This is a genomic window from Psychrobacillus sp. NPDC096389 (genome assembly GCF_044762855.1).
In the GTDB taxonomy this organism is placed as follows: Bacteria; Bacillota; Bacilli; order Bacillales_A; family Planococcaceae; genus Psychrobacillus.
In genome coordinates this window covers 101,261-120,273 of record NZ_JBIWFB010000011.1, presented here as the reverse complement: position 1 = coordinate 120,273, position 19,013 = coordinate 101,261, and the positions used below count along the sequence as shown (strand labels likewise).

The window sequence follows — 19,013 nt, the reverse complement described above, 5'->3', positions numbered from 1 at the left end:
TATCTTCGTTTTTATACTAGTTATTTCACTCTATTGAACTAGACGATTACTACTTATTTATAAATCTAGCGTGAATATTATTATGTTTATAAGTACCGGCTTCACTAAATTCGACCAGTTCCATGGACAAGGCAAGATACCTATTTTCCATCAATGAGGAGAAATGTTCCTTCATTATTTCAAATATTGTAGAACACACTTCTTTTTTTGTTTCCTCTGGACGACCGGCACCAATTTTTAAAACTGCATGAACGAAAGCATCGTCTTCTGTACCATCAGCCACTCTGTACTCATTTAATTCAATCGCTCTTGAACGGATTCCACCAATTGGAAAAACATTATTTTGGGTAATGAGCACTTTATGAATTTCCTCAAACAACTTTCCAAGATTCGCCTCACCCTTAATATTATCCGTATACTCGACAATAAAATGTGGCATATAGCCCCTCCTTTTTGCACTATCGATTTGTAAAGGCCTCATCCCCGATAATCGTATTTACCAAGCGACCAATTCCTTCTATTTCAGTGACAACAACATCTCCTGCTACTGTATTAACCGATCCTTTTGGAGTACCTGTTAGAATGACATCATTTTCACTCAAGGTCATAAAGCTACTTAAGTACTCAATAATTGATGGAATGTCAAAAATCATATCCGCTGTTGTTCCTTCTTGGACTAATTCACTATTAACATGTGTTGTTACTCTTAGATTCATCGGATCGGCAATGTCCATAACGTCGACTAACCATGGTCCTAATGGTGTACATGTATCTCGATTTTTTACTCTCAAGTTTGGACGGTAGTAGTTTTCTAAATAATCTCTTATCGCATAATCATTGGCGACACTGTAGCCTTTTACATATTTATAGGCATCTTCTTTTTGGACATTTCTAGCTGTTTCACCGATGATTACAGCTAATTCACACTCATAATGCATATAAGTGACATTAGCAGGGCGACGTGTATATGCTTGGTGACCTATCAACGTATTTGGCCCTTTCAAAAAGACAAGAGGATCTGATGGTGCATCAAATGAAAGCTCCGCAGCATGATCTGCATAATTTAGCCCTAATGCAAACACCGTACGCGGCTCAATAGGCGTAAGCCAAATTACTTTGTCTTCTTCAACTACGCGACCATCCGCTAACTTGAGTTGCCCCCCCCATTCAGTTGCTTCATGGATGGCACCCCCATATGCTACTCGTGCTCTTCTCATATCGGTTTCCTCCATTTTGACTCCCTTTCATCAACAATTACGTTTTCTAAGCTACCAATACCGTCAATTACAATTCGAATTTTATCTCCTACCTTTGCTTGCGGTGGGTCTTCAGGGACACCTACGAGTAACAAATCTCCTGGATGTAATGTCATAAACTCGGTCACATCCGCAAGTAACCGTGAAACGGAACGAACTAAATTTGAAGTTGAATTTTCTTGCTGGAGTTTATCATTAATGAATACGCGGATTGATATGTTATCTGGGTTATCTACTCCATGACGATTGATTATCCATGGTCCAATTGGACAGAAACCATCCCGTGCTTGAAAATGAATAGCTGGCCGATATAAGCTATCATGCGGTATTCGAACATCGTTCACGATCGTGTACCCTGCCACATAAGATAATGCTACTGATTCATCCACAGCTATTGCTTTCTTACCTATTACTATCCCGAGAGCCGCTCCCATTTCTAATTTCGATATCCCTACTGGCATTGGTATTGAACCACCATAACAATTGAACGTATTCACAGGTTTTATATAAAGGACAGGAGCGATTGGAGGCGAAAAATATGGTTCGTTATTTACATCATCTCCTAATCTTTCAAGTTCACCTTTAAAATTCAGCAATGTCCCATAAACAGTTCCTGTTATCGGGTTGTCAAACTTGATTTCATTCGAAATTACCTCGTAGTCCTCTATTACAACAGTATTCTTATGTGTATTCACTTCCGCTTTTATTAATCCGGGTTCCCCCAACACTTTAAAACTTGCTCGGCTCAAACGATTCACTCCTTTTTCCATCTTGCTAACAACAATTTATTTCCTAAGAAATACTATATGAAAAACGTAAGTTTCTAAGTCTACTAAAGCTTCGCATTGGAGTCTTGACAGATAGAAATTAAAAAATGCGCTTTTCTTGTAAGATGAAGTCCTGAAACCGCAAAGTAGTTGAAAAGCGCCTTAAGCTTCGGAACACAGAAACAGATTATTAAACAGATAACAATGCTTTATCACTAGTTAATTTCTCGCCACGAATACGTTGGAATTCGTCCATTAGTTTAGCAATGGTTAGCTTTTTCTTTTCCTCTGCTTCAATTTCTAGAATGATTTGTCCTTTATCCATCATAATAAGCCTGTTCCCAAGGTCTAACGCTTGTTGCATATTATGTGTGATCATTAGCGTAGTAAGTTTATCCTTTTCAACAAGCTGCTTTGTTAAATTCGTAATTAGTTCCGCTCGGGATGGGTCTAGTGCTGCAGTATGTTCGTCCAGAAGTAAAATAGATGGTTGCGTAAATGTAGCCATCAATAAAGAAAGCGCTTGCCTCTCCCCTCCAGAAAGCATTCCTACTTTTGCATTCAACCGATTTTCCAGGTTTAAATGAAGTGTTTCAAGTGATGTCCGGAACAACTCTCGTCGCTTCTTGTCAACTCCATTTTTTAATCTACGCTTTTTGTTTCGCGAATAAGCCATTGCCAAGTTTTCCTCGATGGTCATCGTAGGGGCAGTTCCAGCCATTGGGTCTTGAAATACCCTTCCTATCATTTGTGAACGTTTATATTCCGGCATTTTTGTAACATTATTATTTGCTATTTCAATTTCACCAAAATCAGGAGTAAGAGCACCTGAAATCATATTCAGCATCGTCGATTTTCCGGCACCATTGCTACCAATCACAGTCATGAAATCTCCAGGGTTTAACGTTAGATTAATTTGATCTAACGCAATTTTTTCATCTGGTGTTGCCTCATTAAATAACTTATTAATCTGACTGAGCTTTAGCAATGGCATTCCCCTCCTTTAAGAGCAAGTGTTCATGTTCCATTTGCCGTTCCGCATGACGTTTAGCTTTTCTATTTTTTTCCCGCCTCTTTTCAAAGTATTGCGGTAAAATCAACGCGCAAATTACAATAACAGCAGTAATTAATTTCATATCTCCTGTATCAAGTAAATCCACTCTAAGTGCGAGACCTAGTACAATTCTATAAATAATAGCTCCCGCAATTACTGCAAAGGTTGTTCGCAATATTGTTTTCGTACCAAATACCGCCTCACCAATAATGACTGAAGCAAGTCCGATAATAATCATTCCAATTCCCATTCCGATGTCAGCAAACTTTGCATATTGAGCAATAAGAGCGCCTGAAAAAGCAACTAGTGCATTTGAAAATCCAAGGCCAACAATTACAAGTGTGTCTGTATTAGCAGATAAACTTCGAATCATTTTCTTGTTATCACCAGTAGCTCTAATTGCAAGACCCACTTCGGTTTTTAAAAACCAATCTACAATAAACTTTATGAGTAAAACGATAATAATCATGATAAACAATGTACCCCAGGTAGCTGGCAAGTATTGAACTCCCATCATGCTGAAAAATTGATTGATGGTACTATCAATACCTAACGAACTCCAAAAATTTTGGAACTGAATAAATATTGTTTCGGCATTTAATAACGGTATATTCGGGCGACCAATGGAATTTGTAGAAGTCAGCCCCATTATGCGTAGATTAATAGAATACAAAGCTATCATCATCAATATTCCAGATAGTAGTGCATTTATTTTTCCTTTTGTATGTAGGAAGCCGGTTACACATCCAGCAAAAAATCCGATAACTATAGCAACTGCCGTAGCAGCTGCCGGATGATATCCTAGGACAATCATCGTAGCAGCAACTCCGGCTCCTGTTACAAAACTCCCATCAACTGTTAAATCTGGAAAATCTAATACTCGGAATGATAAATACACGCCAAGTGCCATTATTGCATAGATGATTCCTTGCTCTACTGAGCCAAACATTGCTAAAAACATATAGAATCAACTCCTATTTATTCACTAAACTCGGCTTTCCATTCGTCTTTTACGTCAAGTCCTAAGGTAGAAGCTGTGTCTTTATTCATTATCAATTTAAGCTTTTGCGGAATTTGAACAGGCAATTCAGCTGGTTTACTTTCCCCTTTTAAGATTTTGACAGCCATTTGTCCTGCTTCATATCCAATATCAAAATATTCAAAGCCGTATGCTGCTAAGCCTCCACGTTTAACAGAGTCAAATTCCCCTACCATCATTGGAATTTTATTTTCATTTGCTACTGAAATTACAGATTCAAGTGCGGAAACTACTGTGTTATCTGTAATGATATACATCGAGTCAACTTTACCGATTAGTGATTCTGTTGCTTGTTTCACGTCTGCAGATGTTGCAACTGAAGCTTCCACTACAGACATATTCATATCTTTTAACATTTCTTTTACTGTATCAACTTGAGCGCGTGAATTTTGCTCTCCAGAGTTAAACACCATTCCAACATTTTTTGCTCCCAATTCATCCTTAAGAAACTTCATAGTATTAGTAATTGCATCAGGATGAGCATCAATCGTGCCAGTTACATTCCCTCCTGGTTTTTCCATTGAGTCTACAAGCTCAGCTCCAACAGCATCTGTTACTGAAGTGAAAACGATAGGGATTTCTGATGTAGCACTAGCTACTGCTTGAGCACTCGGTGTTGAATTTGCAAAAATTAGATCTACATTTGCACTGACAAGATTAGTTGCGATTGTCGTATTAGAACTATTATCACCTTGAGCGTTTTGAACCTCATATTCCGCATTGATTCCTGCATCTTCTAAAGCCTTTTTAAAGCCATCGAAAGCCGCATTTAGGGAAGGGTGTTCAACAATCTGAGTAACGCCTATTTTATATTTCTTCGAAGATGCCTCTTTTTCCCCTCCCCCACTACATGCCGCAAGTATAAGTGTGGAACTGAAAATAACAGCCAACATTTTTTTCCAACCGTTCTTCATTACATTTCCCCCTCTTTTACTCCATTTTATTTAGTATTTATTTGAATCTAATCTAAAAACGTGAGTATTTTATAACTAACTCAATATCATATGAAAAATTACAATATTCAGTCTTTCGTTTACGTAAAACGGTTGTTAACTTTTATGAGATCTTCGTCAAGTCTTTCTTTTTCATTGGTGAAGTATGAATTGCTTGTCCTACTAACCCCTCTACTACTTCAAGTAGTCCTTCATTGTATCCTGGATGCGCATAGTGTGGAAAAATGATATCTTCTTCTTTCGCTGCCATTTCAAGCAACTGGACAAAGGAGCCAGACATTTCAACCGCCCCTTCTCCTATCATATGAATGCCTTGTATTATTTCAGTTGTTGAATCCGAAATAACTTTAATAAATCCATCTTTTTTCCCAGCAATTGTTGCATAACCATTACCACCAAGAGCAAATTGGCTAACACGAATATCTATCCCTAAATCACGTGCACTTCGTTCCGTTAGCCCCACTGAAACGACTGGTGGAATGGTATGCGCAACAACTGGCATAAATGTCAGATCAACTTCTGTTTGTATTCCAGCAATGGATGCAGCTGCAGCTTTTCCTTGTTTAATAGCTTTTCCAGCAAGCATTGGGCCACCGGTTATGTCACCAATTGCATATATAGAAGGGATGGATGATCGCATATCATTGTCAATCTTAATAAATCCTTCTGCAGTCAATTCGATTCCCAAGCGGATTATTCCAATCTCCTCCAAATTAGGCTTCCTTGTTTCAGAAACATATAGATGAGATCCACTGATTGTCTCTACTACATTTCTATCTGATAAAAAGGTTATTGTAATATTCTCTTCCGTCTCATGTTTTGCAATGAAATCCACTTCTTTTAACATTTTTATTTTCCGCTTTTTAAACAAACGAGTTAATTCTTTATTTATAGAGTCATCGAAAGGAAGACCTAGTTTGGCGTCAATTACAACGCTGACATGAGCACCAAATGCCGCAAAGCTAGAAGCAATTTCAAGTGCAATGTAATCTTGCCCTCGTACAATGAGGTGTTCTGGAATTTTATCCATCTTATATATTTCATGCGTCAATAATACTCTTGAATCTTTTACTCTCTTTACCTCTTGCTTGATAGTGTTACTACCAGTTGCGATAATGAGTTGCTCAAATGTATAAATATCGAATTGATGTCCATTTTCTACTCCGATTTTATCAACAGATAGTAATGTAGCTTTTCCACGTATTATTTCAATTTTATTTTCCTTACATAAACTTTCTACACCTGACCTAAGCTGATTAATAATATTCGTTTTATAAGAGCTTAGCTTTTGAAAATCGAAGATCATATCCGAACTTCCGATTCCAAGACTGTTAAGATGAGCGGTTTCTGATAATTTTGATGCTGCATGTGTAAAAACTTTGGAGGGGATACAACCATTATTCAAACAGACACCCCCCATATCAGCCTGTTCAATTAACGTAACCGTAAGACCAAGCTGTGCAGCCCGTATGGCGGCACTGTAGCCACCTGGCCCTCCCCCAATAATTATAAGATTCCGCTCTTGACTGATTTCCCCAACAACCATTTTATATCAACTCCAACATCAGTTTATGTGGCTGTTCAATCAAACCTGCAAAGCGGTTCGTAAATTCAACTGCCGTAGCGCCATCCGCTACACGGTGGTCAAACGCCATAGAAAATGTCATAATATGGCCTATTACGATTTCATCATGAGAATTGACAATTGGTTGTTTTTTCGTTTTGTGAAAAGCAATCAGAGCGGTTTCAGGATAGTTGATAATTGGCGTCGCTCCTGTACTTCCTAAAGGTCCAACATTACTCACCGTAAAGGTACTATTTTGCATTTCAAATGGTTGTAGTTTACCTGCAATTGCTCTTTCTGTTAACCATTTGACCTCTTTGTTAATCTGTTTAATTGATTTCTTATCGGCTTGATGAATAACCGGGACCATTAAACCACTTTCTGTGTTTGTCGCGATACCGATATGATAGTTTTTCTTTAATAGTATCCTGCTATTTTCTTCATCGAGTTCCGCATTGAATATAGGGAATTCCTTTAATGAAATAACAAGTGCTTTAATAAGAAACGCCGGGATACTGATTGATTCTCCAGATGCTTTCATTTTCTCTTTCAATTCAAGTAAGTTTGTCATATTGACTTCGTCAAAATGAGTGACATGGGGAATTGTAAAGAGTGATTTCGTCATCTTTTCTGCAATCTTTTTCCGAATCCCTTTAAAAGGAATTTCATCGGGTATTTCTTGAGAAAATACGGTTTGCTTTTCATTCTTTACTGATTCCTCAGTTGATTGTATTCCTTCCAAGAATCGAAAAACATCCTCCTCTGTTACTCTTCCAGATGGATCTGTAGCACGGACGTCTTCAATATTAATGTTATTGTCGCGTGCAATTTTGCGTGTGTATGGAGTAGCAAGCACCCGTTTATAAGTCATCGGAAGAGCTTTTTCTTCATTGTTATTCGTAGACTTCCCTTTCATTTCTGAAACTGGATTCACTTCTACATGTAATTTTTGTTCCGTCCGTTCAGATTCATCGAATTCAATGTAGAGTAAACTCGTTCCGACCTGTACAACTTCACCTTCATCAATACGAATTTCTTTAACGATCCCTGAGCAAGGAGAAGTAAGTTCAGCAACCATTTTGTCTGTTTGTACTTCTACAAGTGGTTGATCAGTTATAACCGAATCTCCGACCTTCACTAAGTAATGAAGTACTTCTCCTTCGGTCATTCCTTCCCCGACATCATGCAGCTTTACTTCGAGCATTCCATATCCTCCTTAAAAATGAACCACTTTTTCAATTCCCTCAACGACTCTTGCCGGTGTTGGTAGATAATGTTCTTCTAATGCAAAGAATGGAACCGGTACGTCAAATCCCGTAATTCGTTCAACTGGAGCTCGTAAATAAAGGAAGGCTGTATCGTTAATAATCGACACGATATCATTACCTAATCCTCCAGTATTGTGAGCTTCATGAATAATAACTGCTCTTGTTGTCTTTTTTACAGAGTTAGCTATTATGTCACGATCAATTGGATACAATGTTCGTAGATCAATAATTTCACAACTAATTCCCTTTTGGGCAGCCAATTCAGCTGCTTTCTCTGCTTTCGATATCATCGCACCCCAAGCAATAAGTGTTACATCGGTACCTTCACGTACAATTTTTCCTTTACCAATTTCCACCGTATATTTCCCAACAGGTACTTCATCTCTCTTCGAACGATAGTTTTTCATAGGCTCCAAAACCAATACCGGATCAGGATCTTCCATGGCAGCAATTAACAATCCTTTTGCATCGTAAGGATTTGAAGGGCAAACGACTTTAATGCCAGGCATATGTGTGAATAAGGTTTCAGTACTATCAGAATGTATCTCCGGTGCGCGTATTCCAGCCCCGTATGGTGCTCTAATAACCATTGGCACTGTAAAACGGGACATCGAACGCATTCGAATTCGTGAGACATGTGTCATGATTTGCTCGTAAGCAGGATAAATAAAACCGAGAAATTGAATTTCTGCAATTGGTCTAAAACCGTTAACCGCAAGCCCAATCGACGTTCCGATAATCCCTGCTTCTGACAGTGGAGTGTCTACTACTCTATCATCACCAAATGTTTCTTGCAGTCCTTCAGTCGCTCGGAATACCCCACCGTTCTTACCGATATCTTCACCAAGAATAATGGTTCGATCATCCTCTTCTAAAAGGAGTCGCATACCATCATTAATAGCTTGAATTAAGGTCAACTGCTTTGTCGTTTCATTTTTTGTAATTGACTCTTTTATTTGTGCCATTCATTACCGCCTCCCTAAATGTGCAAGGTACGATTCTTTTTGTTCAACAAGTTGAGCTGGCATTTCAGCATATACATGATTAAAAACGTCTTCTAAGTTTGGCGGAGGAAACTTTTCCATTTCTTCAACAGCCGCTTCAACTTCACTACTCGTTTTATCTTTTGTTGCTTGGATCCATTCATCATTCCAGTAGCCGTAATTTTTCATAAACAGTTCTAATCTTGTTAATGGGTCAACAAAATCCTCCCCTTGTTCTTTAGGACGGTATTTTGACGGATCATCAGCTGTCGTGTGTGCACCTTTTCGCCAAGTAACTGCTTCTATCAACGTTGGACCATTGCCACTTCGAGCATTGTCAAAAGCTTTTTTTGTTTCAAAATATACTGCGAAACAATCATTTCCATCAATTCGAACCCCTGGTATACCATAGGCAACTGATTTTTGAGCTATCGTCTCAGAATTCATTTGTTTTTCAATCGGGACTGAAATCGCATATCCATTATTTTGGTTAAAAAAGACAACTGGTACTTTGAATACACTCGCAAAATTCAAACCTTCATGAAAATCACCTTCCGAAGTTGCACCGTCCCCGAAATAAGCAATTGCTGCATTTTGTGTTCCTCTTCTCTTTTCAGCCCAAGCAGCTCCTGCCGCATGAGGTAGTTGAGTTGCAATAGGAACAGCGGGTGGGAATATATTTCTATCTTGGGGTACTACACAGCCCTCTACTCTCCCATTCCAATACAAAAACGTTCTAGCCATACTTTTTCCGAATGTAATTGTCGCACCATGATCCCGATAAGTTGGGAAAACCCAGTCTCCAGCTTTTAAAGCCAGTGCGCTACCAACTTGAGCAGCTTCCTGTCCTTCAAAAGGGGCATAAGTACCCAAACGTCCTTGTCGTTGCAAGTTAATCGCTTTTCTATCAAAAGTACGAATTCGTAACATGTGATAGTAAAGGTCTTGAACCAATTGCTCATCTATTTGTTTTTCAAATCCCGTATCAAGAAGATATCCTTGATCGTCTATGATTTTTTTTATAGGGTAGTTATCTTCCACTTAACTCGCCTCCCATTAGGATAGTTTGCTAAACGACCATTTAGGTTTCGCTGGTGCTGAGTAAAAGCTATTCCGTTTGCTCCGATTTGCTATTCTTTTTTCACACATTGCATTCGCTGATTCCTCTGTTGTTTTTCCGCTGCTCTCAGCATCTTTATACACTTCCAATACTACATCGTAAATATGTTTTGTTTTTGCAAGTACACGTTCATGATTTATGCCATACAATTCATCTGCCACTTGTATAAGACCACCAGAATTTACAATGTAATCCGGAGCATACAATATCCCTTTATCTCTCAATAAACTTCCATGTCTATCTTCTAATAATTGATTGTTAGCTGAACCTACAATTGCTTTTACTTTAAAATGAGGAATTGTAGTGTCATTAATAATCCCTCCAAATGCACATGGAACGAATATATCTGCTTCTTGGGAATAAATATCATCATTTTCAACAATCTGAACTTTGCCAGTTGTTTTTGCAGCTACTTCTTCGATTGCTCGAAGGCTATCTTTATTAATATCTGTTACAAAAATGCGAGCACCAGCTTCCAAAAGTCCTTTTGCAACTTTAAACCCTACCTTACCTAATCCCTGAATTGCATAACTATGTTGACCCAAGTCATCATTTCCATACAACAATTGATTGGTTGCTTTGATGCCGTACAAAACACCAGCGGCAGTTGGTATAGAAGAATCACCACCACCACCATATTCTTCTGGAAGTCCATTAATGAAATTCGTTTCTTTCATCGCATGAATGAAATCATCCATTGTCGTCCCCATATCGGTACCCGTATAAAAACGTCCACCTAGAGAGTTTACAAATTGTCCGAATGCGCGGAATAATTCCGGTGATTTATCTGTTTTAGGATCACCAATAATTACTGCTTTCCCGCCTCCGAAATCGACATCAGCAGCTGCGCATTTATAAGTCATTCCTTTTGAAAGACGAAGAGCATCTTCTAGCGCTTCATCCACACTACTATATGGTTGCATACGACATCCACCAAGTGCTGGGCCAAGCGTTGTATTATGGATTGCAATAATCGCACGCAATCCAGTAGATGGATCGTTACAAAAAACCACTTGTTCATGCTTCGCCATCTTCTCGAACAGATCAAATTCTTTTGTTATTGCCATTTTTTCAGCCATTATCACCTTTTATACCCCCTAAGGAATTACATTCTAGTCTAAAATAGTTTCTTTTTTCTCTGGATATATGGAAGCATTTCTTAGTTTTTCAGCTATTGTTTTTTTAGGTAAAATAACTTGTTTCACTTCACCTTTACCAATAATACCCAGTTTATTAGATGCTACAATTTTTGTCAGTACTACATTGTCCTGTACTTCAACTAAAGTTGCTGTTAGCGTTACTGTCGTACCGAGTGGGGAAGGTGCTATATGACTTAGCTTTACGGATGCTCCCATTCCTTCTTCGTGGTCTTCTAAAAATGGAAGAATAATTTTCCTAGAAACCCACTCCATATGATATGTCATTGTTACCGTTGAATAGACAGGATGAACTATTTTCCCTTCAAAAGATGCAAACATATCCTCTGTTACTGATATTTGTATAGTCTCTTCTCTGCCTATTTCCATTCCGCTTCTCATTACAACACCTCTACTTACTATATGGTCGAATCTTCTTAATACTGAATGGTGTTTTGGTATTTCTATACACCATTACACAAAATAATGTAAACGCTTTCATATACAATTATATTCCACTAAACATAACACTATTACAACGTAATAGTATCAATTTGTAATACTATAGTCAATATAGTAATTAGAAAAATCTATTAATTCAAAATAAACTGATTCGTGTAAAAAAGTAGTGAGTAAGATCCCCACTACTTTTTACAACTCTAGTATTCTCTTAAATTCTATTGCGGATTTAATCATACAATTTTCTGCTTCTTCCATCATTTCGTCAATTAGTTCTTTTACTGTTGGAATATCTTCAATAAGCCCTGCAATTTGTCCACTATTCATAAAACCATTTTCCATATCGCCTTCTAATGCACCTTTAAGATGTTGTTTTTCCGAGGTCAGTTCACTATATTGATCCAGTGTCATCCCTACTTTATCCAATTCATAGAGCTTCATAGCATAAGGTGTCTTTAAGATTCTTCTCAGTCTTCCAACACTTCGACCGACAATCAACGTTTCCGAGTCACCGGCCTTCAATAAATTTTCCTTATAAACATCGTGAAAAGGTGCTTCCTTTGTTGCGATTAAACGTGTGCCGATTTGGACACCACTTGCACCAAGCATAAGTGCAGCTGCTAATCCTTTGCCATCTCCAATACCTCCAGCCGCAAGTACGGGAATTTTAACGTGTTTAACAATTTGCGGAATGAGTGTGAAAGTAGTTAGTTCTAAGTTTGAGTTTATACCAGCCGCTTCAAAGCCTTCTGCCACGAGTATGTCTGCCCCAGCAGCTTCCGCTTTCTGTGCATGTTTTACAGAAGCTACTAGAGCTATTACTATCACTGCATGTTCATGCAGTAGAGGAATATATGGTGCTGGGTTTCCCGCTGATAACGAAACAATTGGTACTTTATGTTTGATAACAAGATCAATTAATTCATCTGTAAAAGGTGTGACACTAATTGCAATGTTTATAGCGAAGTTCTTATTTGTTAACGCTTTTGTTTCTAATATTATATTCTCTACTTCCATTGGAGACATTGTACCGCACCCAATCGTGCCAAGGCCCCCTGCTTCTGAGACAGCTGCAGCGAGCTGTGCGTTACTAATATTCCCCATTCCTCCTTGAATAATCGGATAGTTAATTTGCAACTTCTCACAAATACATATCATTTTTCATCCACCCCCATAAAAATATGTTATAGTAAAACCAATAGAATGACAATTGAGATTATTTTAAAAATGGGGGTAAAATTATGATTATCACTTTTAAAGGGAAAAGACCTGAGTTAGATCCTACTGTTTTTGTTGCTCCAGGTGCAAAAGTTATCGGAGAGGTCCAAGTTGGAGAAGAATCTACTATTTGGTTCAATACAGTTCTACGCGGAGATGAAGGTTTAATTTCAATTGGAAAAAGATGCAGTATCCAAGATAATTCAACCATTCATTTATATGAAGATGCGCCAGTTGTAATAGATGACGAGGTTACTGTTGGACATAATGTCATCCTTCATGGATGTAAGGTTGGAAAACGTTCTATTATTGGAATGGGATCAACAATTCTAGATCATGCTGAAATTGGAGAAGAGTGCATTATCGGTGCTAATACGTTAATTCCGCCTGGAAAGAAAATTCCTCCACGCTCACTAGTCGTCGGTTCACCAGGAAAGGTAGTTCGAGAATTAAACGATAAAGATTTCGATATTATTCAGCTTTCCATTGATACGTATGTTCAAAAAGGATACGATTATCGTGAAATTTTTGAATAATAAGAATAGAAAGTACAAAAAGAGAAAGAAAAAACTGACATCGAGCATCCTTTTATTTGGATATATACGCTGAGGGTACTAAAAAGTTCCTATAATTAACTTTACCACATGGGGTTTCTCAAAAACCCAATAAAGAAGAAAATAAGTAGAGTGAGGGGAATTCTTTAACTTCCCCTCACTCTACTTTTCTAATTTTTTTGACAAGTCCATCTCTCTTTTTTAATTCTAGATACTAAATAATGGTGGTGCCCCGAATGTGATTAGCAAGAGATAATTACAATTAATCAAGTAGAACAGCTGATCATTTGAATCGAAAATCAAAATAATGTATGCATAATAAATCAAAAGGTTTTGGAAATGTCCAACATTTCCGAAACCTTTTGATTTGCTGATACTATATTCCGATATGTGTTTACAAACAAAAAATGCAAGTATTTTTCTGATCACCAAAACGTTAGTCCATAATAAGTGGATGATCATCTGCATCATACGATTTGTCCTTACGACGCATATCATTATCTTCTTGGAATACTTCTTCGAAAAAATGATTTGCTGGCAGTGCAAGCAATTTATAATATTGCTCAAATAAAAGAGCTGCATGGTTACCACTCCATATTTCTGGTAACAGTTCCTTTGGAAGACCAGGATCAGAAAATAGAAACTTACGATATTCATGTACAAGATTTGTTCGTTCAACAAAACATTCTGCATCAGACATTCTTCCATCGTTCATCATGCTCTGATGGATTATATATTGTTTGCTATAGGTTGAGATAAAATCCTGATATTTTCCTTCTATTTCTTGAAGCGGCCAACTTTTTTCAACAAGAGCTCTGTTTGCTTGGGGCCCTTTGTAGTCTGCTACGAAGAAATCTACATAATTTTGTATACTATATTTTTCTATAAGAAATTCAACTTCTTTTTCGAGATTGTTCGGTGATATCCAGCATCCACTAGAAAAACTGCCGAATCCACTCCACAAAAGCTCTTTTCGTAGTTCATCACGAACTTGTCTTTTTTCTTCTGGAATCGTATACATTAGCATACGCCATTTTCCATCCCAGTCGTTTGGCATTAATTTAAAAATCCGTATGGCAGCTTCTTCCATCCGAGCTTCACCACGGGTCGTCAAAAAGTAATAACTTTTATTCCCTTCCTTCTCGGACTCGAGCCAACCTTGTTTCATCATTCTTGAAACCGCTACTCGTACTGACTGTTCATTATGCCCAAACTCTTTTAACAGTCGGATTAAGCTTCCAATCCATATTTTATTTCCGTAATGACGGATATAATCACCGTAAATTGTAAATATCATTGATTGTGTATTCGACATGTAAACTCACTCTTTCTTTTTCCCTGATTTCCAATATAACACGTTTTCCCCCTTCTTTCATTATTTTGTTATTAGAGTTTACTAATTATTTCCCTAAAAAGACAGGATTCCTTTTCTCACTAAATGCAAGTAACGCTTCAATGCGATCCTCAGGTGGGATCGTTAATTCGTATGACTTAGACTCGATTGCAAGCCCCGTTTGTAAGTCCGTATTCATCCCTTGTGTAATTGCATACTTCCCTTGTTTAATCGCTACTGGACCATTTTTCATAATATCGTTTGCAAGTTGTTCACAAGACTTCAGAAGATTTTACTCTACTCCCCTTACGTTAAAGAAAGAATACGGACAGGGTTTGAATTTTCCCCTGTCCGTATTTTCAGTTTATTTTTACAATCCGAATGGATTCAGTGGTCGACTGCCGTAGTAAGATAAAATACTTTTCGTTTCCGTATAGAGGTCTAGCGTTTCAATACATAGCTCACGTCCGAACCCTGATTGCTTATATCCGCCAAATGGTGTCCCAGGAAAAGCTGAGAATGGACAGTTTACCATTACAATGCCTGCTTGGATCTGATTTGCAACACGCGTTGCACGTGCACCATCTTTTGACCAAATGGCTGAGCCTAAGCCGAACTCTGTATCGTTTGCAAGTCGGATTGCTTCTTTTTCATTTTTAAATTTCATTAATACAACAACTGGACCAAAAATTTCTTCTTTTACAACTGTCATATCGTGATTTACATTTGCAATAATCGTTGGCTCATACCAGAATCCGTTTTCATATCCATTTGGTTTCGAAATATTTCCACCAACAAGAATTTCTGCTCCTTCTTTCCGAGCTGATTGTACATAACTATCGATTGTATCAAGTTGAACTTGATCGATAATTGCACCAACATGTGTTCCTTTATCAAACGGGTTGCCTAGCTGTAATTTTTTTGTTTTTTCAACAAACTTATTCAAAAATTCATCGTAAATATCCTCATGTACATACAAACGAGATCGAGCTTCACATGATTGACCTGAATTATAGAAAATACCAAACAGGGAACCATCTACTGCAGCGTCAATATCTGCATCTTCAAATACAAGATTAGGAGATTTTCCACCAAGCTCCAGTGTTACACGTTTTAACGATTGAGATGCTTTCCCCATGATGTCTTTACCGATAGGTGTTGAGCCAGTGAAAGCTACTTTATCCACTTGAGGATGCTCCACTAAAAAGTTACCAATATCTGATCCAGAACCTGGAAGAATGTTCACCACACCCGCAGGAACACCCGCTTCAAGACAAATTTCTCCCAAGATTATTGCTGTTAATGGTGTGAGGGAAGCTGGCTTTACAATTACCGAGCAACCTACTGCAATAGCCGGTGCCACTTTCCAAGCAGCCATCATAAGTGGATAGTTCCACGGAATGATTTGTGCACAAACTCCAACCGGCTCTTTCTCTGTATAGTTATGGAATTGGCCAGGAACATTGTTAACGACTCCTCGGTGACCAACGATTGCTCCTGCATAAAACTCAAAATCTTCAATCGCTTGAGAAACTTGACCTTGCGCTGCATGAAACGTTTTACCAGTATCGAGAATTTCCAATTCAACTAGCTCATTAAAACGAGAACGCATTATTGCAGCGATTTTGTTCAATACTTGTGCTCGGCGACCAACAGGATACATTTTCCATTTACCATTGTCAAATGCATCTCGTGCACTAGCAATGGCTTTTTCAACATCTTCTTTGGACGCTTTTGCAACTTCCGCAACTAACTCTCCCGTTGCTGGATTGTAAGTTTTAATAGTTTCACCTGTACTACTTTTTATTTTTTCTCCATTTACAATCAAATGATAAAACGATCGTTTCATTGCCTCTTGTTCGATATCATTATCCCGAATTGTTGTCATGTGCTCAGCTCTCCCTATTGTCCTGAAAAAACAGGTTTTCTTTTTTCCATAAATGCATGAATACCTTCGCGGTGATCAATTGTTAAACCAGCAATACGTTGCCCTTGTGCTTCTTGTTCAAGATAGTCTTCAAAAGTAAGCTCTGTAGTGAATTTCAATGATCGTTTAATCAAACCAATCGCCTTTGTTGGTAAAGTAGAAAGATTTGCTGCAAATGCCGACACCTCTTCATCCCATAAATCTAATGGAATAAGTTTATTCGCAAGACCTAATGCTACTGCATCAGTAGCCGACACTTTTTCTCCAAGAATGGATAATTCCAATGCCTTAGCATGACCGACTAACTTGGTTAAATAATACAGATTACCCGAGTCCGGAATGAGGCCAACATGAATGAAAGCATTCAAAAAACTGGCGCGTTCCGATACAATTCTAAAGTCACAAGCAAGCGCTAAGCTGAACCCTGCACCAGCCGCAACTCCATTTACTGCTGCGACAATCGGTTTTTCACATTGTCTAATTTGCTTTATCATCGGACCATAGTAATCTCTTAAAACTTGGCCATGGTCCATATTCTTATCGACTTCTGCCAAATCTTGTCCAGAACAAAAAGCCCTTCCTTCACCTGAAATGACAATGCAGCGAACTTGTTCATCAAATGTAGCAGCTTTGATCGCATCTTTCACTTCTCGGTTCATTTGTGCGATAAATGCATTTAATTTGTCTGGCCTATTTAAATAGAGCCATGCAATTCCATCTTTGACATCATAACGTATCGTTTCAAACATGCAACGACCTCCTTACTTCCCTTTGTAATTCGGTTTTCTTTTTTCAACAAATGCAGTCATACCTTCTTTTTGATCTTGTGAAGCAAAAAGTAGATAGAAGTTTTTTCTCTCATATTGCATTCCTTCGTATAAAGGATAATCGACAGCTTTATTAACAGAATCTTTTATAAGCCGCAATGATAGAAGAGGCTGATTAGCCAAACGGTCTGCCAATTTCATTGTTTCTTCCATTAGTAGTTCAGGTGCAACGATTTTATTAATAACTCCATGTTTGAGAGCAGTTTCCGCAGAAATACGCTCCCCCGTCCAAAGCCATTCGAGGGCTTTCGTACGCCCCACTAGTTTTGTTAACCTTTGTGTTCCTCCTGCACCTGGCATAACGCCTAGTCCTACTTCTGGAAATGAAAATTCAGTACCGATACTAGCGATTAAAAGATCACAGCAAAGCGCAAGTTCAAATCCACCACCGAAGACAAACCCTTTTACAGCACCGAGTATCGGCTTTTTAATGAGCGCAAAACGATCCCAATCAGCAAATTGATTTAGTTGTTCTAGGCTTACTGGATTATCATCCAACATTTCATCAATGTCAGCACCTGCCGAAAAAGCCCGCCCTTTACCTGTAAGAACTATTACACGAACGTTTTCATCTCGGTCAAATTCCTCCATCGCTCCGACAATTTCATTTACCATTTTTCGATTCAATGAGTTTAACTGTCGAGGTCGATTCAGCTCAATAACTGCTATGTTTCTTTTTAAAGATGTTTCAATGAATTCGAAACGATTCATTATGCTTCCTCACCAATCATTAATGTGACAAGATCACCTGCAAATCCCATTAAGTCTTTGCCAGAAGCTCTTCCTTCAGGTGAACGTAGGCCCTCCTGCAATGCATCTAAACTATCATAATGCATTTCACATGTGAGATAGTATTTTCCATCCCCACCCATTGGAGATCCTGTTACTTTTGTTACTTTCATCTCACGAAGCCCTGGAATTTTCGCTGTAAGTGGTGCATGAACGTTAAAATAATGTGCATCAAAAGCCTCTTTGTTTTCAGGGTGTTTATACAATGCGATTAACTTTGCCATTTTTCTTCTCCTCACTTTACATTAATGTAGATACAGGTTTCATAGCCTCAAAGACGTTTTTACAACTCTTACAGTACAAAATACTTCTACATGCAGTCGGACCAAAAATATTATCCATCGTTACATACGTAGATCCACAGTAAGCGCAATCTATATGCCACGAGCCGTCCGCTTCCATACGTTTTGGTGGTGGTGCAATTCCGAACTTCCTAAGATTCACATGCCCTTGTTCCGTAATTCGATCTGATGTCCACGGCGGGTGTAAGACGAATTCCACTTGAACATCTTTCACTTCCGGTAATTCTTTTACAGCATTGATTGTATTCATTTTAATAATATCGAGTGCTGGACATCCTAAAAAAGTAGGGAGCAAAACGATCTTTACGTTATTCTCTTCTGTAGTGACTTCGCTCACCATGCCTAGATCTATAATGCTAATGGAGTCAATTTCCGGATCTTGTACTCCTTCAAGTACTTCATATACGTGCCGAGGGGAAATTTCTAAGAATGCTTCCATTCAAGTCACCTCTTTCCATTTTCGA

General features: G+C 38.2%; 20 protein-coding genes and 1 pseudogene. 1 reads left to right on the top strand and 20 read right to left on the bottom strand.

Going from position 1 to position 19,013, the window contains the following annotated elements:
- Positions 1-49: 49 nt before the first annotated feature.
- From ACIQ38_RS21090 to ACIQ38_RS21030, 13 genes are all read right to left on the bottom strand, one after another.
- On the bottom strand, positions 50-439 hold the full coding sequence (locus tag ACIQ38_RS21090; RefSeq protein WP_402827949.1) for a 5-carboxymethyl-2-hydroxymuconate Delta-isomerase: 390 nt from the start codon (positions 437-439) through the stop codon (positions 50-52).
- Between the two features lie 19 nt (positions 440-458).
- Positions 459-1,217, bottom strand: a complete 759-nt coding sequence (locus ACIQ38_RS21085) for a fumarylacetoacetate hydrolase family protein (RefSeq protein WP_402827947.1) — start codon at positions 1,215-1,217, stop codon at positions 459-461.
- On the bottom strand, positions 1,214-2,005 hold the full coding sequence (locus ACIQ38_RS21080; protein WP_402827944.1) for a fumarylacetoacetate hydrolase family protein: 792 nt from the start codon (positions 2,003-2,005) through the stop codon (positions 1,214-1,216). Before ACIQ38_RS21080 ends, ACIQ38_RS21085 begins: the two co-directional genes overlap by 4 nt.
- A 208-nt stretch (positions 2,006-2,213) precedes the next feature.
- The gene (locus ACIQ38_RS21075) at positions 2,214-3,011 is read right to left on the bottom strand and encodes an ABC transporter ATP-binding protein (protein ID WP_402827941.1); all 798 of its coding nucleotides are present in this window, start codon (positions 3,009-3,011) and stop codon (positions 2,214-2,216) included.
- Positions 2,989-4,038: an ABC transporter permease gene (locus tag ACIQ38_RS21070; RefSeq protein WP_402827939.1), complete on the bottom strand. Its 1,050-nt coding sequence runs from the start codon at positions 4,036-4,038 to the stop codon at positions 2,989-2,991. The genes ACIQ38_RS21075 and ACIQ38_RS21070 overlap by 23 nt, the downstream gene beginning before the upstream one ends.
- A 17-nt stretch (positions 4,039-4,055) precedes the next feature.
- Positions 4,056-5,030 (bottom strand): ABC transporter substrate-binding protein, encoded by a 975-nt coding sequence (locus ACIQ38_RS21065; RefSeq protein WP_402827937.1) that lies wholly within the window; start codon positions 5,028-5,030, stop codon positions 4,056-4,058.
- A 142-nt stretch (positions 5,031-5,172) separates the two neighbouring features.
- Positions 5,173-6,615 carry a dihydrolipoyl dehydrogenase family protein gene (locus ACIQ38_RS21060; protein WP_402827934.1) on the bottom strand — a complete coding sequence of 481 codons (1,443 nt, stop codon included), beginning with the start codon at positions 6,613-6,615 and terminating at the stop codon, positions 5,173-5,175.
- A 1-nt stretch (position 6,616) separates the two neighbouring features.
- Positions 6,617-7,837 (bottom strand): dihydrolipoamide acetyltransferase family protein, encoded by a 1,221-nt coding sequence (locus ACIQ38_RS21055; protein ID WP_402827931.1) that lies wholly within the window; start codon positions 7,835-7,837, stop codon positions 6,617-6,619.
- 12 nt (positions 7,838-7,849) lie between these two features.
- Positions 7,850-8,866, bottom strand: a complete 1,017-nt coding sequence (locus tag ACIQ38_RS21050; RefSeq protein ID WP_402827928.1) for an alpha-ketoacid dehydrogenase subunit beta — start codon at positions 8,864-8,866, stop codon at positions 7,850-7,852.
- 3 nt (positions 8,867-8,869) lie between these two features.
- Positions 8,870-9,925, bottom strand: coding sequence for a pyruvate dehydrogenase (acetyl-transferring) E1 component subunit alpha (gene pdhA, locus ACIQ38_RS21045; RefSeq protein ID WP_402827925.1), 1,056 nt, complete (start codon positions 9,923-9,925; stop codon positions 8,870-8,872).
- Positions 9,926-9,940: 15 nt separating this feature from the next.
- Entirely contained in the window at positions 9,941-11,083 is a 1,143-nt protein-coding gene (locus tag ACIQ38_RS21040; protein ID WP_402828002.1) for a Leu/Phe/Val dehydrogenase, read from the bottom strand.
- Between the two features lie 33 nt (positions 11,084-11,116).
- A complete protein-coding gene (locus ACIQ38_RS21035; protein WP_402827922.1) occupies positions 11,117-11,542 on the bottom strand; it encodes a thioesterase family protein in 426 nt (141 codons plus the stop codon).
- Between the two features lie 249 nt (positions 11,543-11,791).
- Entirely contained in the window at positions 11,792-12,757 is a 966-nt protein-coding gene (locus tag ACIQ38_RS21030; RefSeq protein WP_402827920.1) for an NAD(P)H-dependent flavin oxidoreductase, read from the bottom strand.
- A gap of 83 nt (positions 12,758-12,840) precedes the next feature.
- On the opposite strand from ACIQ38_RS21030, the gene ACIQ38_RS21025 reads away from it, so the two are divergent.
- Positions 12,841-13,353, top strand: coding sequence for a gamma carbonic anhydrase family protein (locus ACIQ38_RS21025; RefSeq protein WP_402827917.1), 513 nt, complete (start codon positions 12,841-12,843; stop codon positions 13,351-13,353).
- 454 nt (positions 13,354-13,807) lie between these two features.
- On the opposite strand, the gene paaX is transcribed toward ACIQ38_RS21025, so the two are convergent.
- From paaX to paaD, 7 genes and pseudogenes are all read right to left on the bottom strand, one after another.
- Positions 13,808-14,686: a phenylacetic acid degradation operon negative regulatory protein PaaX gene (gene paaX, locus ACIQ38_RS21020; protein WP_402827915.1), complete on the bottom strand. Its 879-nt coding sequence runs from the start codon at positions 14,684-14,686 to the stop codon at positions 13,808-13,810.
- 85 nt (positions 14,687-14,771) lie between these two features.
- Positions 14,772-14,996 (bottom strand): annotated as a pseudogene (locus ACIQ38_RS21015) (enoyl-CoA hydratase); the annotation flags it as partial.
- 78 nt (positions 14,997-15,074) lie between these two features.
- On the bottom strand, positions 15,075-16,592 hold the full coding sequence (locus ACIQ38_RS21010) for an aldehyde dehydrogenase family protein (protein WP_402827912.1): 1,518 nt from the start codon (positions 16,590-16,592) through the stop codon (positions 15,075-15,077).
- Positions 16,593-16,606: 14 nt separating this feature from the next.
- The gene (locus ACIQ38_RS21005) at positions 16,607-17,380 is read right to left on the bottom strand and encodes an enoyl-CoA hydratase-related protein (protein ID WP_402827909.1); all 774 of its coding nucleotides are present in this window, start codon (positions 17,378-17,380) and stop codon (positions 16,607-16,609) included.
- Between the two features lie 12 nt (positions 17,381-17,392).
- Complete coding sequence (locus ACIQ38_RS21000; protein ID WP_402827906.1) at positions 17,393-18,169, bottom strand: enoyl-CoA hydratase/isomerase family protein; 777 nt, start codon at positions 18,167-18,169, stop codon at positions 17,393-17,395.
- Positions 18,169-18,471, bottom strand: a complete 303-nt coding sequence (locus tag ACIQ38_RS20995; protein WP_056832140.1) for an EthD family reductase — start codon at positions 18,469-18,471, stop codon at positions 18,169-18,171. Before ACIQ38_RS20995 ends, ACIQ38_RS21000 begins: the two co-directional genes overlap by 1 nt.
- 16 nt (positions 18,472-18,487) lie before the next feature.
- Positions 18,488-18,988 carry a 1,2-phenylacetyl-CoA epoxidase subunit PaaD gene (gene paaD / locus ACIQ38_RS20990; protein ID WP_402827902.1) on the bottom strand — a complete coding sequence of 167 codons (501 nt, stop codon included), beginning with the start codon at positions 18,986-18,988 and terminating at the stop codon, positions 18,488-18,490.
- Positions 18,989-19,013 lie beyond the last annotated feature (25 nt).